The organism is Ideonella livida (genome assembly GCF_010499455.1).
In the GTDB taxonomy this organism is placed as follows: Bacteria; Pseudomonadota; Gammaproteobacteria; order Burkholderiales; family Burkholderiaceae_C; genus Ideonella; species Ideonella livida.
Genome location: NZ_JAAGOH010000002.1, coordinates 1 through 16,602, shown reverse-complemented (window position 1 = coordinate 16,602; position 16,602 = coordinate 1). Strand labels below are relative to the sequence as shown.

Here is a 16,602-nt window from a genome sequence, read left to right as displayed (position 1 = left end):
TGAGGTCCGCGCCAGTGATGCGGGTTTTCCCTTCTGGCCCTTTGTCACGGCCGGGACAAAACCGGGGTGTCGGCGCTCCCAGAATCGAACGGACGTTCTGGAAGTCCGCTTCCGGCGCCTGCGGCGGTCGTCTTCTCCGGCGCCGGGGCGTTCCCCCCTCTCCACCCAGAAGTCTCGCGAGGATTTCGCCCCATGACCGCCCTGTATGAAACCCGTGGCCCGGTGGCCGTGATCACCTTGAGCAACCCGCCGGTCAACGGCTTGGGCTACAGCACCCGTGTGGGCGTGGCGCAGGCGCTGGACCGCGCGCAAGCCGACCCGGCCGTGCAGGTCATCGTGCTGACGGGTGCGGGCAAGGCCTTCTCCGGTGGCGCTGACATCAAAGAATTCGGCAGCCCCCAGGCCACTGCCGCGCCCAACCTGCTGGACCTGATCCGCGCCTGCGAGCTGTGCAGCAAGCCCATCGTGGCGGCTGTGCACTCGGTGGCCATGGGCGGTGGCCTGGAGCTGGCGCTGGGCTGCCACTACCGTGTCACCGCCCCGGGCGCCAACATCGCGTTGCCGGAGGTCAAGATTGGCCTGATCCCGGGTGCCGGTGGCACGCAGCGCCTGCCGCGCGTGCTGGGGGTGGAAACCGCGCTGAACCTCATCGTCAGCGGTGACCCGGTCAAGAGCGAGCTGCTGGCCAGCCTGCCCGGCCAAAAGCTGTTTGACCAGGTGATTGAGGGTGACTTGCTGGAAGGCGCCATCGCCTTCGCGCTGGAAAAGGCCGATGTGCGCCCGCTGCCCCTGGTGCGCGACCTGAAGGTGCGCCACGAGAACCCGGACGGCTACTTCCAATTCGCCCGCAACATGGTCAAAGGCATGGCCAAGAACTTCCCGGCGCCGGCCAAGTGCGTGGACGCTGTGGAGGCCTCGGTGAAGAAGAAGTTCGACGACGGCATGGTGCTGGAGCGCGAAATCTTCACTGCGCTGATGTTCACGCCCGAATGCAAGGCGTTGCGCCATGCCTTCTTTGCCGAGCGTGCCACGAGCAAGATCCCGGACGTGCCGGAAGACACCCCCGTGCGCACCATCGCCAAGGTGGCGGTGATTGGCGCCGGCACCATGGGTGGTGGCATCAGCATGAATTTCCTGAACGCCGGCATCCCCGTGACGATCCTGGAAATGAAGCAGGACGCCCTGGACCGCGGCATCGCCACGATCAAGAAGAACTACGAAGCCCAGGTCAAGAAGGGCAAGCTCAAGGAAGACAAGTACGCCCAGCGCATGGCGCTGCTCTCCACCACGCTGGACTACGCCGCCATCGGCGACGCCGACCTGGTGATCGAGGCGGTGTTTGAAGACCTGGAGGTCAAGCGCGCCGTGTTCCAAAGCCTGGACCGGGTGATGAAGCCCGGCGCCATCCTGGCCTCCAACACCTCCACGCTGGACCTGAACAAGATCGCTGCCTTCACCGAGCGTCCGCAGGACGTGATCGGCATGCACTTCTTCAGCCCGGCCAACGTGATGAAGCTGCTGGAGGTGGTGCGCGGCGAGCAAACCGCCAAGGACGTGCTGGCCACCGTGATGGCCTTGGGCAAGAAGATCAAGAAGACCTGCGTGGTCTCGGGCGTGTGCGATGGCTTCATCGGCAACCGCATGATTGAGCAGTACAGCCGCCAGGCCGGCTTCTTGCTCGAAGAAGGCTGCACCCCGGCCCAGGTGGACCGCGCGGTGGAGAAGTTCGGCTTTGCCATGGGCCCCTTCCGCATGGGCGACCTGGCCGGCAACGACATCGGCTGGTACATCCGCAAGCGCCGCTACCAAGAAAAGCCGGACCTGCGCTACTCCAAGACCGCCGATCTGCTGTGCGAGCTGGGCCGCTACGGCCAGAAGACCGGTGCCGGCTGGTACGACTATGTGCCCGGCAAGCGCGACGCCATCCCCTCGGCGCTGGTGGAGGAGATGATCGCCCAGCACCGCGCCGAGCTGGGCATCACGCCCCGCAAGATCGACGATGAAGAGATCGTGCATCGCCTGGTGTTCTCGCTGGTCAACGAGGCCGCCCACCTGCTGGAAGAAGGCATCGCGCTGCGCGCCTCCGACGTGGACATGGTCTACCTGACCGGCTACGGCTTCCCGCTGCACCGCGGCGGGCCGATGTGCTACGCCGACACCGTGGGCCTGTGGAACGTGGTGCAGACCATGAAGCGCTTTGCCGCCAACCCGCTGGACGACGCCAGCTTCTGGCAGCCCGCGCCGCTGCTGGCCCAACTGGCCGCTGAAGGCAAAACCTTTAGCTGAAGCCCTCGGCACGCCACACCCCCAAGAGACCCAGCACACACCGCGAGATTCAGGACCTCACCATGACCCAAGCCGTCATCGTCTCCACCGCCCGCACGCCCCTGGCCAAGAGCTGGAAGGGCGCCTTCAACATGACCCACGGCGCCACCTTGGGCGGCCTGGCCGTGCAGGCCGCCGTGCAGCGCGCCGGCATTGACCCCGGTGCCGTGGAGGACGTCATCATGGGCTGCGCCAACCCCGAAGGGGCCACCGGCGCCAACATCGCCCGCCAAATCGCCCTGCGCGCCGGCCTGCCCATTTCGGTCAGCGGCCTCACCGTCAACCGTTTTTGCTCCAGTGGTTTGCAAACCATTGCGCTGGCCGCCCAGCGCGTGATCGCCGGCGAAGGCGATGTGTACGTGGCCGGTGGCGTGGAGAGCATTTCCTGCGTGCAGCAAGAAATGAACACCCACATGCTGGCTGATGCTTGGCTGGCCCAACACAAGCCCGAGATCTACTGGAACATGCTGCAAACCGCCGAGAACGTGGCCAAGCGTTACGGCATCGCCAAAGAGCGCATGGACGAGTACGGCGTGCGCAGCCAGCAACTGGCCTGCGCGGCGCAAGAGGCCGGCAAGTTCAATGACGAGATCGTGCCCGTCACCACCACCATGGGCGTGGCCGACAAGGTCCTGGGTCTGCGTACCCAGGAAGTGACCGTCAGCGCCGACGAAGGCCTGCGCCCCGGCACCACGATCGAGGCCGTGCGCGGCATCCGCAGCGCGGTGCCCGGTGGGGTGGTCACGGCCGGCAACGCCAGCCAGTTCAGCGATGGCGGCGGCGCCTGCGTGGTGGTCAGCGAGGCCTATGCCCAGCAGAAGGGCCTCAAGCCCCTGGGCCGCTTCCTGGGCTTTGCCGTGGCCGGCTGCGAACCCGACGAGATGGGCATCGGCCCGGTCTTCGCCGTGCCCAAGGTGCTCAAAAAGCTGGGCCTGACCGTGGCCGACATCGACCTGTGGGAGCTGAACGAAGCCTTCGCCGTGCAGGTGCTGTACTGCGCCGACACCCTGGGCATCCCCATGGACCGTTTGAACGTCAACGGGGGCGCGATCGCGGTGGGCCACCCCTACGGCGTGTCAGGCCAGCGCCTGACCGGCCACGCCCTGATCGAGGGCAAGCGCCGCGGCGCCAAGCGCGTGTGCGTGACCATGTGCATCGGCGGCGGCATGGGCGCCGCGGGCGTGTTCGAGGTGCTCTGAGCGCAGGTCGCCGCCATGGACTTGGAAACCCTGCGCCAGTTCTTCCACCTCTCCCCCTTCATGCGGGACTTGGGGGTGGAGCCCACGGCGGTGTCGGTGGGGCGGGTCACGGCCGTGCTGCCCATGCAAGACCGCTTTCGTCAGCACTCCGGCCATGCCCATGCCGGGGTGCAGACCACGCTGGCGGATCACTGCATGGGCTCGGCGGCCCAAACCCAGGTGGCCGACGGGTTCTGGGTGCTCACAGCGGACCTGAAAGTCAGCCTGCTGCGGCCGGCCGATGGCGACCGCCTGGTGTGCGAGGCCTGGGTCATCAAGCCTGGCCGCACGCTCAGTTTCACTGAGGCGGAGGTCTGGGCCGAGCGTGGCCCTGAAGGCGCCAGCCAGCGCACCCTGGTGCTCAAGGCCTCGGCCACCATGGCCGTTGTGGCCCGCGACCGGGCCTGAACCCTCCCAGCATTCACCCGCACTCACCTGAACACAGGAGGGCGCCATGCGTCCCATCGTTGATTTCCTGCTGCACGACTGGCTGCGGGTGGACACGCTCACCCTGCGCGAGCGTTTCGCTGACCACAGCCGCGACACCTTCGCCCAGGTGCTGGACACCTGCGAGCGCATCGCCCGCGAGAAGTACGCGCCCTTCAACCGCCTGGTGGACACCCAGGAGCCGCAGTTCGACGGCGACAAAGTCATCCTGCCCCAGGCCACGCACGAGGCCTGGGCCGCCTACGCCGGCAGCGGCATGCTGGCGGCCGCGCAAGACTATGAGCTGGGCGGCATGCAACTGCCGTACAGCGTGGAGGCGGCGGCCAACGCCTTCTTCGGCAAAGCCTCGGTGAGTATCGGCGCCGGCATGCTCACCAGCGGCAACGCCAACCTGCTGATGGCCCACGGCACGCCGCTGCAGCAGCAGGTGTTCGCGGCCCACGAGTTCAGCGGCCGCTGGGCCGGCACCATGTGCCTGTCGGAGCCGCAGGCGGGATCGAGCCTGTCGGACATCGCCACCCGCGCCGAGCCCGATGGCGAAGGCTTTGAGGCCGACCCGCTGGGCCCACGTTTTCGCCTGCGCGGCCACAAGATGTGGATCTCAGCCGGCGAGCACGAGCTGACCGAGAACATCGTCCACCTGGTGCTGGCCAAGATCCCAGGGCCGGACGGCAAGCTGATCCCCGGCGTCAAAGGCATTTCGTTGTTCATCGTGCCCAAGAAGCTGGTGAACACCGAGGGCCAGCTCACCGGCGAGCGCAACGACGTGGCCTTGGCCGGCCTCAACCACAAGTGCGGCTGGCGCGGCACCACCAACACGCTGCTGAACTTTGGCGAAGGCAAGTTCCCGGTGCGCGGCGCGGCCGGGGCCATCGGCTACCTCGTGGGCCAGCCGGGCGAAGGCCTGCGCTGCATGTTCCACATGATGAACGAGGCGCGCATCGCCATTGGCCTGAGCGCCGCCATGCTGGGCATGGCCGGCTACGAGGCCGCGCTGGCCTACGCCCGCCAGCGGCCGCAGGGCCGGCCGGTCGGTGCCGGCGGCAAAGATGCGGCGGCGGCGCAGTCCCTGCTGATCGAGCATGCTGACATCAAGCGCATGCTGCTGGCCCAAAAGGCCTATGCCGAGGGGGCCCTGGCCCTGTGCCTGTACTGCGCCCGCCTGGTGGACGAGAAGCACACCGGCACCCCCGAAGACAGCGCCGAGGCGGCACTGCTGCTTGAAGTGCTCACCCCCATCGCCAAGAGCTGGCCCAGCGAGTGGTGCCTGGAGGGCAACTCCCTGGCCATCCAGGTGCACGGCGGCTATGGCTACACCCGCGACTTCCCCGTGGAGCAGTACTGGCGCGACCAGCGTCTGAACATGATCCACGAGGGCACCCACGGCATCCAGGCCCTGGACCTGCTGGGCCGCAAGGTGGTGATGCAGGGCGGCGCCGGCCTGAAGCTGCTGGCCACCCGCATCAGCGACACCTTGCATCGGGCCGGGCAGGACGAGGCCCTGGCGCCCTTTGTGCCCGCCCTGGCTGGCGCCTTGCAGCGCCTGGGTGCTGCCACCAAGGCCGCCTGGGCCACCGGCGTGCCGGAAGAGGCCCTGGCCAACGCCACGCCCTACCTGCAGGCCTTTGGCCATGTGGTGCTGGCCTGGGTGTGGCTGGAGCTCGGCCTGGCCGCCCGCGCCGCCAGCCCGAAGACAGAGGCCGAGCGCGACCGCGCCGCCGGCCTGCTGGCCGCGCTGCGCTTTTTCCATGTTTACGAGCTGCCCAAGATCGACGCCTGGCTGGGCGTGGTGGCCAGCCGCGAGGCCATCTGCCGCGAGATGCAGGATGCCTGGTTTTGACCTTCCCCCGCAGGAGACACCCATGAGCACCCCCATCCAACAACTCTTCGACCTCAGCGGCCAGGTGGCCGTGGTCACCGGCGGCTCGCGTGGCCTGGGCCTGCAAATCGCGGAGGCGCTGGGTGAGGCCGGCGCCAAGATCTTGCTGAGTTCGCGCAAGGCCGCCGACTTGGAGGAGGCCACCGCCCACCTGCAGGCCAAGGGCATTGACGCCCGCTGGGTGGCCGCCAACGCCGCCGTGCCCGAGGAGGGCCGCCGGCTGGTGACCGAGGCCATGGAGCGCCTGGGCCGCATCGACATCCTGGTCAACAACGCCGGCGCCACCTGGGGCGCCCCGGCCGAAGCGCACCCGCTGGAGGCCTGGGACAAGGTGATGGACCTGAACATCCGCAGCCTGTTCGTCATCAGCCAGGCTGCGGCGGTGGCCAGCATGATTCCGCGAAAGGCCGGCCGCATCATCAACGTGGCCTCCATTGCCGGCATGGGCGGCAACCCGCCGGGCATGCAGACCATCGCCTACAACACCAGCAAGGGCGCGGTCATCAACTTCACCCGGGCCCTGGCCGGGGAATGGGGCCGGCACGGCATCACCGTCAACGCGCTGGCGCCGGGCTTCTTCCCCAGCAAGATGACGCACGGCCTGCTCGCCACCCTGGGGGCCGACAAGATGGCCGCCCATGCGCCGCTGAACCGCCTGGGCGATGACGATGACTTGAAGGGCGCTGCCCTGCTGTTTGCCAGCGCTGCTGGCAAGCACATCACGGGCCAAACCTTGGCGGTGGACGGCGGTGTCAGCGCCTTGATCGGTGGATGACTGTGAGCCCCCACGCTCCCTGCCGGTCGCTGCCCCCCAAGGGGGCTCAGGCAGTGGACCGGCAAAGCCGGCTCCACGCCTGCGGCTTGGCTTTGGGTGGCGTTGTCAGCGCCTGGGTGCTGGGATGATGTCGTGATGAATACACCCACCTCTCCTTTGCCTTTCCCGGTGCACATCCCCTTCGTGGCGCACCTGGGCCTGGAGCTCATCGCCTGCGCCGATGACCGCTCCGAGCTGCACCTGGACCTGCGCCCCGAGCAGCTCAACTCCTTCAACGTGGCCCACGGCGGCGTGGTGATGACGCTGCTGGACGTGGCCATGGCCCACGCCGCCCGCAGCCGTGACCTGGCCGGCCCAGGCGTCGTCACCATCGAGATGAAGACCAGCTTCATGCGGCCCAGCGAAGGCCGCCTGCGTGCCGAAGGCTTGCTGCTGCACCGCACCGCCACCATGGCCTTTTGCGAGGCCAGCATCTTCAACCCAGCCGGCCAGCGCTGCGCGCACGCCACCGGCACCTTCAAGTACCTGCGCGCGGTGGCCGGCCATGGCCGCCGCATCAAACCCCTGAACGGCCCGGCCAGCCTGCCGGAACCGCCCCAGTCCTGAAAACTACTTGTCCCCCCCGTCCACCATGAGCATCACCAACCGCCAGATCCACCTTGTGTCCCGCCCGCAAGGCGAGCCCCGCACCGACAACTTCGCCCTGGTGGAGACCCCCGTGGCCCCGCTGGCCGAGGGTGAAGTGCTGGTGCGCAACCACTACCTGAGCCTGGATCCGTACATGCGCGGCCGCATGAACGACAGCAAGAGCTACGCCCAACCCCAGCCGCTGAACGAGGTGATGATCGGTGGCACCGTGGGCGAGGTGGTGGAGTCGCGCAACGAGCACTTCAAGGCCGGCGACCAGGTGGTGGGCATGGGCGGCTGGCAGGAATACCAGCGCGTCAACGCCAGCCAGCGCGGCGTGCTGCAGAAGGTGGACACCACCCACATCCCGCTGTCGGCCTACCTGGGCGCCGTGGGCATGCCCGGCGTGACCGCCTGGTACGGCCTCACCCAGATCCTCAACCCCAAGGCGGGTGAAACGGTGGTGGTGTCCTCTGCCAGCGGTGCCGTGGGCGGTGCGGTGGGCCAGCTGGCCAAGGCCCGGGGCGCCCGCGTGGTGGGCATTGCCGGCGGCCCGGCCAAGTGCGAAGCCGTGGTCCAGGAGCTGGGCTTTGACGCCTGCATCGACTACAAGGCCCACCCCGACCTGCGCTCGCTCAGCAAGGCGCTCAAGGAGGCCTGCCCCGATGGCATCGACGGCTACTTCGAGAACGTGGGCGGCGTGATCCTGGACGCCGTGATGCTGCGTGCCAACGCCTTCAGCCGCATCGCCTTCTGCGGCATGATCGCCGGCTACAACGGCGAGCCCATCCCCATGGCCAACCCCTCGCTGATCTTGGTCAACCGCATGAAGCTCGAAGGCTTCATCGTCAGCGAGCACATGGAACTCTGGCCCCAGGCCCTCAAGGAGCTGGGCACCATGGTGGCCACCGGCCAGTTCAAGTACCGCGAGACCGTGGCCCAAGGCCTGGAGAACGCGCCCGAGGCCTTCATGGGCCTGCTCAAGGGCAAGAACTTCGGCAAGCAACTGGTCAAGCTGGTGTGAGCCCGCCGGGGGAGGGTGGGTGCGTGCAAGGCCCGAAGCGGTGCCCACCCCAGGTAGGCTTGCCCCATGAATGCCTCTTCCTCACCTTCCTCACCCGGCGTGGCTGCGCCGACACCCGTGCTGTCCTGGACCTGGGCCCGCTTTGCCCAGCTCAGCCTCGATGACCTCTACGACGCGCTCGCCCTGCGCTGCCGCGTCTTCATCCTGGAACAAGGCCCTTACCAAGACCCCGACGGCCTGGACCGCCAAAGCTGGCACCTGCTGGGCCGTTTGGCCGAGCCTTGGGGCGAGCTGCCGGCGGGCGAGGCCGTGGCCTACCTGCGCGTGGTGGACGCTGGCGTCAAGTTTGACGAGCCCAGCATCGGCCGCGTGGTCAACCACCCCGCGTTGCGCGGCCAGGGCCTGGGCCGGGTGCTGATCGCCCAGGCCTTGCAGCGCTGTGATGCCGGCGCCTACCCCGCCCAGCCCAACCGCATCAGCGCCCAGGCGCACCTGGCAGCCTTTTATGGCGCCTTTGGCTACGCCAGCGTGGGCGAGCCGTATCTGGAAGACAACATCCCCCACATCGAGATGCTGCGTCCGGCCCAGCTTGGGGCTTGAGCCGCCGGGTTGTCTCCTGTGGGTGCATTTTTTAAAGCGACCGTGAATCCACAGGAGACTTGCCCATGAACACCTTCCAAGGACGTACCGCCGTGCTGACCGGTGCCGGCTCGGGTTTTGGCCTGGAGGCCGCGCGCCTTGCCGCCGGCCTGGGCATGAACGTGGTGATGGCCGACGTGCAGGCCGATGCCCTGGAAGCCGCCACTGCGGAGATCCGCCCCCTGGCCTCCGCCCACGGCGCGGGCGTGCTGCCCTTCCGGTTGGATGTGGCCAAGGCCGAGCAGGTGCAGGCCCTGGCGGACGCCACAGTGGCCACCTTTGGCGTGCCGCATCTGGTGTTCAACAACGCGGGTGTGGGCGCCGGTGGCCTGATCTGGGAGCACACCCAGAAGGACTGGGAATGGGTGGTGGGGGTCAACCTCATGGGCGTGGCCCACGGCGTGCGCGTGTTCACCCCCCTCATGCTGGCCGCCGCCCAGGCCGACCCGAGCTTTGAGGGCCACATCGTCAACACCGCCAGCATGGCCGGCCTGGTGAACGCACCCAACATGGGTGTGTACAACGTCACCAAGCACGCCGTGGTGGCCCTGAGCGAAACGCTGCACCAAGACCTGGCCCTGGTCACTGACCAGGTTCACGCCAGCGTGCTCTGCCCCTATTTCGTGCCCACCGGCATCCACCAAAGCCACCGCAACCGCCCGGCCGACATGCGCGAGGGCGTCAAGCCCACCCGGAGCCAGCTCATCGCCCAGGCGATGAGTGACAAGGCGGTGACCAGCGGCAAAGTCACCGCCGCCGAGGTGATGCAGCGCGTGTTCAACGCCGTGCGCGACCGTCAGTTCTACGTCTTCAGCCACCCTCAAGCCCTGGGCGGCGTGCAGAATCGGTTGGAGGACATCATGCTGGGCCGCAACCCCAGCGATCCGTTCAAGGACCGCCCGGAGCTTGGTGTCAAGCTGCGCGGGCAGTTGAGGGGCTGAGGTCGCTTGCTTGTCGAGCCGCGATCTCCAAACGCAGCCTCAAGAATAGGCCACACCTTCCGGCTCGACTTCGACCGAGATGGCGTCGGCGGGCAGGCCGTAATCGGTGGCCAGTGGAGACCGGGTGGGGCCCTGTCGGGCGCCTGCCCCGCAGCCGCTGCTGGCTGACCACGCCCTGGTGGGGTAGGCCCGGGGCCCGGCTCCTCCTACAGGCCGACCGCCAGCCGCAGCCAGTGGTGCACGCCGGTTGGGTCGGTCTCCACGGCCGTGGCGTGGAAGGGGATGCCGCACACCCGGGCCAGGTCGCGAAGCTGTTCCGGGGTGCGCAGCTGCATGGACCAGTCGCAAAAGGCCAGGTAGGCCTGTGAGGGGTGGCCTGAGGCGGTGTTGCCCAGCACCACCTGGCCGGCCCGTGGCTCCGCCAGGTCGACCAGCCGGGCCAGCAGGGCGGCCAGGCCCCGGTCGTCCAGGGTCTCCGCCAAACCGGCGCACCACACCAAGTCAAAACGTTCATGCAGCCGCATGCGCAGGGCATTGGCGAGCATGAACTGGACCCGGCCGGCATGGGGGCGGCACAGCTGGCGGGCATGGGCCAGGGCGTGGGGGTTCTGGTCCACGCAGACGAACTGCACCGGGGTGCCGGCCTGCTCCTCCAGGTACTCGAACACCTCGCGGCAGGGGCCGCAGCCGACGTTGAGCACCTTCAGGGGCCGGTGGCCGCCGCTGACACACAGCTCGTGCACCGTTTGCTTGAAGTGCGCCTTGCGCTGCTGCAGTGCGCGCACGCAGGGCTGGTCGAGCAGGAAGCGGTCCCAGGCGGCCAGCTGGGGCAGGGCGCTGATGCGCTGCAGGTACAGGTCGTCCATCAGGCGGTAGTCGCCCCCTGGCCCTTGGGGCTTGAGCCAGGCCCGACCTTGCAGGGTGTGCTCGCCCATGGCCTCGCCCAGGCTGCGCCGTAGGCCGTCCAGCTCCTGGCTGGACAGGCGCCCGGTCAACCTCGCCTGGTGCAGCTGGCCCAGGGTGTCCTGCAGCAGCCGGTACTGCGCCGGCTGCGGGCCGCCCGCCTGGGCAAAGCCCTGCAGGATGACCCACCAATGGCCCAGCAAGGATTGCCAGGCCGCCTCTTCCGACTCTGCGAACGTGCCCGTGGCCGCTCTGCCCGGTTTGTTGACCAGGTCCATGGTGTGTTCCCCCCTCTGGCCCGGGCGTGCAGGCCCGGGACCGCCAGCGTCTTGAAGACCGGCGCCTGGACCCGCGGTGCCGGGCCAGGTGACATCGGGAAGATATCCCGGGCGCCGGTGAGGCGCCTCATCAGATCTGGGGAGGTGTGCGGGCGGCGGGGTCCACCAAGTGGTGGAGGTCGGCCACCACTGCGTCGGGACTAGGGAGACGGAGTGGGGGCGGCAGCCAGGGGGGCCGCCAAGGTGTCGTGGGGGGCGAGGGCGGGCCCGGCCGGGCCGGTGTCCGGCGCCGACTCCAGGGCCCAGCGCCGGGCCTGGGCCATCAGACCTTCGGCGGTCAGGCTGTACGGGCGGGTGCGCACGGGCAGACCGGCACTCGCCAGGGCTTCGCCCACCCAGACGTTGCAGTTGCTCAGCAGGCCGTAGCGGCCTTGGGCGGCATAAAAGCGGCCGTTGCCAGGTTGCAGACCCATCAGGTCCTGGGCCGTGGCCCCCTCGGGCGGGGCCAGGGTGTCCTGCACAAAGTCCACCAGCCGCCGGGCCTGCGCCGGGCTGACTGACAAGGCCACCACCTCGCGGCCTGCGGGTTGGCCGCTGCGGGGGGGGCGTCCATAGGGCAATGCCTGCAAGGCTGGCCCCTGGGAGGCGAAGACCGCGCGCAGCGCACCTTGCCAGCCCTCGCCCTGGCCGGTGAAGAACAGGCGGTCGCCCCAGCCGAAGCCCATGTGGCTGACCGTCTCGGGCTCCTCGTCCAGGAAGCGGGTGTGGGCGCGCACGAGCGCAGCGGGCAGCACCAGGCTGGTGTGCCAGCCATCTTGCTGGACATAGACCTGCACGGTGGCCGGGGCGGGCGCCGGGGGGGCGGGGGGGGCAGACAGGCGGGTGGCGCAGCCCGGCAGCAGCCACAGGCACAACAGGGGCCAGGCGCCGCGCCAAAGGGTGCGGGCAAGCCGCGGAAGGATGAGGGCGGACACGGGGAACAGCGTTTAAGGGGAGGGGAGGTGCGCGCGGCCTGGCGGCGAACGGCAGGCCGCGGCGGACATACGGTGCCCGGATTGTCGGTGCAAGCCCGCGGCGCGGTGCCGGGGGCGCTGTGAAATGGCGCGTGGCGGGCGTGGATGGTGGGGAGAGAACGGGGCCACCCGGCGGGTGGCCCCTGGACCAGGTCTTGGGCCTGGTGCCTTCTCCTGCGGCAGACTCGGCACTCTGTGGTGGTGCCCTGGCTCCCTGCCTGCCGCAAATGCTCGCCTCAAGTGGCGGATGACAGCGTCCAGCAAGGGCCTGGGGGGTGAACCACGGTTCGATCGGCCCTTTGCTTGATGGGCCATACGTTAAATCTTGTGTGCGCCCGGCGCCTCCTCACTTTGGCGGAGACGGCACAGTGCTGGCCGGTGCCGGCCAAACCCCCTATCCTGACACCTTGACCTGACACTTTGATACAAAGAGGCCGCCTGCCAAGGGGTGGTCGCACCGGTTGGGGCAGGGCATCAGAACAGGATGGGCATGGTCCAGGAGATTTTGCGCAGGGTCCACATCCCTGCTGTGGCACAGGAGCGTCTGCGGGAGACCCGCCTGCGCATGTTCATCGTGCAGAGCCGCATGGGGACGACGTCCGCGGCCTTGGCGGCGACCTTTCTGGGGCTGCTGGTGGCCCCGTCGGTGGGGGTGGGCCGTTTTGCCCTGTGGCTGATGTTGCTGGGGGTGGGCTTTGCCGTGCGCGGCTGGGTGGTGCGGCGGCTGGCCCGGCGCGACACCCACAACGAGCGCGATGAGCGCTGGGTGACCTACTCCACCGTGGCACTGGCACTGGTGGTGGGCATGCCCGCGCCGATGTTCATGCCGCAGCTTGATGCCGAACTGCGGGCCTTGTGCACCACGGTGCAGGTGTGCTGGGTGGTGGCGGGCGCCCTCATCCTGGGCCTGTACTGGCGGGCCTACCAAGCCTATGTGGGCATCAGCTTCTCGCTGATTGCCGCGGGCTGGATCCTCAGCGCGCACTGGGAGATCGCCCTGCCCATGACGCTGCTGCTGCTGGCGGCCAGCATGGTGCTGGTCCGCTTTGCGCAGCGCCTGGCCACCATGTTCGAGGAGTCGGTCAAGATCCGCTATGCCAACGAGGTGCTGGTGGGTGAACTCACCCAAGCCCTGCAGGACACCGAGCAGGCCCAGCAGGCGCGGTCGCGCTTTCTGGCCGCTGCCAGCCATGACCTGTTGCAGCCGGTGCATGCGCTGATGCTGCTGGTGGGGGTGCTCAAGGACCAACGCACCCCCGAGGCGGTGGAGCAGACCACCCGGCGGCTGGAGACGACGGCCGGCACGGTGGCGGCCATGTTCCGTGGTCTTTTCGACCAGGCGCGGCTGGACGCCGGTGCGGTCGCGCCGCAGCTCACCCGGGTGGGCGTCTCGGCCCTGCTGCGCAGCATCGAGGACAGCAATGCGCCGCGCTGCGCGGCCAAGGGCCTGGCGCTGCAGGTGTCCTGCGAGCCGCATCTGGTGGTCTGGGCCGATGCCGGGCTGCTGGACCGTGCGGTGCGCAACCTGGTGGACAACGCCATCAAGTACACCCCGCAGGGGGAGGTGGAGGTGCGGGCCTGGGGTGACGAGCAGAGGGTCCACATCCTGGTGCGTGACACGGGCATCGGCATTTCGCAGGCCGATCAGAAGCTGGTGTGCGACCCCTTCTTCCGGGGCCAGGAGGCCAAGCGGTCCGGCGTGGACGGTGTGGGGCTGGGCCTGGCCGTGGCGCAGCAGATGGTGGGTCTGATGGACGGCACGCTGGCCTTGACCTCTAGCTGTCCCGGCGGCACGCGCATCACGGTGTCGTTGCAGCGCGCCCTAGACGGCGCGTTGGTGGCCGAGGTGCCGCAGCCCGCCTCCCCCGAGCAGCCGGCCCTGACCGGTCGACGGTTGCTGGTGGTCGAGGACGACGTCAAGGTCCGCGAAGCCCTGGTGCTGTGGCTCAAGGGCCAGGGCTGCCAGGTCTGTGATGCCGGCTGCCTGGCCGATCTGCTGGCGCGCTGCGATCCGGCCCACCAAGCCCCAGACCTGGTGCTGAGCGACCAGCGGCTGGAGCCCGGACCCGATGGCCTGACCGTGATCGCCCGCCTGCGTGAACGCTGGCCAGACCTGCCGGCAGTGCTGGTCAGCGGCGAGTCGCTGAGCGCTGAAGAGGTGCCGGAGGACGTGTTCTTTCTGCAGAAGCCGGTGTCCACACCGGCACTGCTGATGGTGCTGAAGACGATGCTGGACAAGGGAGAAGAAGATGAACGGAGCGACCGGATCGGAGGTGCCCCCTCCCCAGGATGAGCCGCCGCAGGCGGCGCTGTTGTCTGAGCGTTGGCAGGACCGTGTCCGGCGCAGCGGCACCCAGGCGCCGCTGCAGGCCGATGCGGTGGTGATCGGCTCGGGCTATGGCGCCTCGGTGGCGGCGCTGCGGCTGGCCGCCATGGGCTGGCAGGTGACGGTGCTGGAGCGTGGCGGCGAGCTGCGTCCCGGCGACTTTCCCGAGGACGCGGGCCTGGCCCTGCCGGCCCTGCGTGGCCCCCTTCCCGAAGGACGGGGGGTGCTGGGCAACCCTGCCGGCCTGTATGAGCTGCGGGTCGGCCCGGGCATGGCGGCCCTGACCGGCAACGGTCTGGGGGGGGGCAGCCTGGTCAATGCCGGCGTGCTGATGCGTCCGGAGGACGAGGTCTTGGCCCAGGCTGCATGGCCCGATGAACTGCGGCAGGACCTGCGCGCCCTGGACGAGCACTTTGCCCGGGCCGCCGCCGAGCTGGGCAGCCACAGTGCCGCCGACCTGCCGGGGCTGGACCGCCTGCCCAAGGCCGCCGCGCTGCGCCGCCTGGCCCGGGGTCTGCCCGCCGTTGTCCAAGTTGCGCCGGTGAACTTCACCGTCAATCCTGAACGATGTACCCAGTGTGGCGACTGTGCGGCTGGTTGCAACGTGCCCGGTGCCAAGCTCACCTTGCGCGACACCTATCTGCGCCGTGCCGTGGCCCAGGGGGCGCAACTCTTCACCGGCGCCACGGTCTACACCCTGCAACCCGAAGCCGGCGCCCTGGGCCTGGGCCGGCGGCCCGCGCAGGCACCGCGTTGGCGCCTGCGGGTGATGCCCACCGACCGGGTGGGCCACTACCGCAGTGAGGCCGAGGCCGCCACCCTGGCCGCGGACGGCGGCGCGGGTGTTGACCTGCTGGCCCGCTTGGTGGTGGTGGGGGCCGGGGCGCTGGGCAGCACCGAGCTGCTGCAACGCTCCCAGGCGCGGGCGCAGGGGCGCTTCTGGCTGTCGCCGGCCCTGGGGACCCGGGTGTCGGCCAACGGCGACAGCCTCAGCTTCAGCGCCGACGAGCCGGTGCCGGTGCAGGCGGTGGGCCTGGGGGCCGACACCTGGCAGCGATCCACCGCGGGGGCGGGGGTCGGCCCGGTCGGGCCGACCATCACCCTGGCGGCCGACCTGCGACAGCCGGGGCGTCCGCTGGAGCGGCGTCTGCTGGTGGAAGAGGGGGCCGTGCCGGGCGCCATCGGGCGGCTGTTTGCCGAACTGCTGGCGGCCACCCGGCTGGTGCAGACCATGGACGGCCTGCTGCCGGAGCCGCCCCGCGACCTGCAGCGCGAGCCCCTGTCCGCCGGCCATTGGCTGCACCCGACCGGTGGCCACCTGGATCCTGCCGCCAGCCTGCCCCAGCGCACGCAGGTGCTGTTGACCATGGGCCACGACGGGGCCCAGGGCCGCCTGCTGTGGCAGCCCGACCGTGACGCCAGCGTGCCGTTCTGGGAAGACCCACAAGACCTGCCCACCTACCGCGAGCAGGCCCGGGTGCTGCCGGCCGCCAGTCGCCAGGCCGGTGGCCGCTGGGTGCCCAGCCCCCTGTGGCAAGCCTTGCCGCAGCCGGTCCTGGATCTGATGGAGGGCTGGAAGCCCCGCCCGCTGATCACCACCGTCCACCCCCTGGGAGGCTGCCCCATGGGGGACGACCCCCGGCAGGGGGTGGTCGACTCCCTGGGCCGTGTCTGGCGGCAGGAGGAGGCGGTGGCCCCGGAGCGCGAGGCCGAGCGCCATTACCGCAACCTGCTGGTGGTTGACGGGGCCATCCTGCCCACCGCTTTGGGCTGCAACCCGCTGTGGACCATCACTGCACTGGCCGAGCGCGCCCTGGCCAACCCTGACCTGCCGCGTCTGCGCCTCGAGCTGGGCCACCCCGGCCCGCCGTTGCTGGCCCAGCCCCAGCCGGGACGTCCGCCACTGCGGCGGCCGTGGCGGCGCCATGCTCCGGTGCGGCTGCCGGTGGACATGCTGGAGCGCCTGACCGCCGCCGACTTGCCGGCCCGCGGCGCCCTGGCCGCCAGCCTGGCGGCGATCTCCGGCGGGTTGGACCGCCCCCCGGCAAGCCAGGCGCCCGGGCTGCATGCCGAGCTGCGCCTGAGCCTGAGCGCGCGCAGCGGCGACTGGCTGGCCTTGTGGGACGACCCGATGCACCGCCTGCAGGTCCGCGGGCAGCTGCGCCTGGAGCCCGCGGCGCCGCCCGG

Annotated in this window: 13 protein-coding genes; 11 read left to right on the top strand and 2 right to left on the bottom strand. The window is 69.6% G+C overall.

From position 1 onward, the window contains the following. Positions 1-192: 192 nt before the first annotated feature. The 9 genes from G3A44_RS02060 to G3A44_RS02020 all read left to right on the top strand — a co-directional run bounded on the left by G3A44_RS02060 (position 193) and on the right by G3A44_RS02020 (position 9,895). A complete protein-coding gene (locus G3A44_RS02060; RefSeq protein WP_163455840.1) occupies positions 193-2,286 on the top strand; it encodes a 3-hydroxyacyl-CoA dehydrogenase NAD-binding domain-containing protein in 2,094 nt (697 codons plus the stop codon). 62 nt (positions 2,287-2,348) lie between these two features. Next, complete coding sequence (locus G3A44_RS02055; protein WP_163455839.1) at positions 2,349-3,524, top strand: acetyl-CoA C-acyltransferase; 1,176 nt, start codon at positions 2,349-2,351, stop codon at positions 3,522-3,524. 15 nt (positions 3,525-3,539) lie between these two features. After that, a complete protein-coding gene (locus G3A44_RS02050; protein ID WP_163455838.1) occupies positions 3,540-3,971 on the top strand; it encodes a PaaI family thioesterase in 432 nt (143 codons plus the stop codon). A 46-nt stretch (positions 3,972-4,017) separates the two neighbouring features. Then, positions 4,018-5,850, top strand: a complete 1,833-nt coding sequence (locus G3A44_RS02045) for an acyl-CoA dehydrogenase (protein ID WP_163455837.1) — start codon at positions 4,018-4,020, stop codon at positions 5,848-5,850. A 22-nt stretch (positions 5,851-5,872) separates the two neighbouring features. Next, complete coding sequence (locus tag G3A44_RS02040; protein WP_163455836.1) at positions 5,873-6,664, top strand: SDR family oxidoreductase; 792 nt, start codon at positions 5,873-5,875, stop codon at positions 6,662-6,664. A gap of 135 nt (positions 6,665-6,799) precedes the next feature. Continuing rightward, positions 6,800-7,270 carry a PaaI family thioesterase gene (locus tag G3A44_RS02035; protein ID WP_163455835.1) on the top strand — a complete coding sequence of 157 codons (471 nt, stop codon included), beginning with the start codon at positions 6,800-6,802 and terminating at the stop codon, positions 7,268-7,270. A 25-nt stretch (positions 7,271-7,295) separates the two neighbouring features. Continuing rightward, positions 7,296-8,315 (top strand): NADP-dependent oxidoreductase, encoded by a 1,020-nt coding sequence (locus G3A44_RS02030; protein WP_163455834.1) that lies wholly within the window; start codon positions 7,296-7,298, stop codon positions 8,313-8,315. 66 nt (positions 8,316-8,381) lie between these two features. Further along, positions 8,382-8,915: a GNAT family N-acetyltransferase gene (locus G3A44_RS02025; RefSeq protein WP_163455833.1), complete on the top strand. Its 534-nt coding sequence runs from the start codon at positions 8,382-8,384 to the stop codon at positions 8,913-8,915. Between the two features lie 65 nt (positions 8,916-8,980). Continuing rightward, the gene (locus G3A44_RS02020) at positions 8,981-9,895 is read left to right on the top strand and encodes an SDR family oxidoreductase (RefSeq protein WP_163455832.1); all 915 of its coding nucleotides are present in this window, start codon (positions 8,981-8,983) and stop codon (positions 9,893-9,895) included. 206 nt (positions 9,896-10,101) lie between these two features. Here the strand turns inward: G3A44_RS02020 and G3A44_RS02015 are convergent, their stop codons facing one another. Continuing rightward, entirely contained in the window at positions 10,102-11,076 is a 975-nt protein-coding gene (locus G3A44_RS02015) for a class I SAM-dependent methyltransferase (protein ID WP_163455831.1), read from the bottom strand. Positions 11,077-11,276: 200 nt separating this feature from the next. Further along, complete coding sequence (locus tag G3A44_RS02010; protein ID WP_163455830.1) at positions 11,277-12,050, bottom strand: DUF2459 domain-containing protein; 774 nt, start codon at positions 12,048-12,050, stop codon at positions 11,277-11,279. 529 nt (positions 12,051-12,579) lie between these two features. On the opposite strand from G3A44_RS02010, the gene G3A44_RS02005 reads away from it, so the two are divergent. Together G3A44_RS02005 and G3A44_RS02000 are read left to right on the top strand one after the other, a co-directional pair. Beyond that, entirely contained in the window at positions 12,580-14,382 is a 1,803-nt protein-coding gene (locus tag G3A44_RS02005) for an ATP-binding response regulator (RefSeq protein ID WP_163455829.1), read from the top strand. Further along, positions 14,339-16,602: GMC oxidoreductase (locus G3A44_RS02000; protein ID WP_163455828.1), on the top strand; the 2,264-nt coding region annotated here is incomplete at its 3' end. The genes G3A44_RS02005 and G3A44_RS02000, both read left to right, overlap by 44 nt.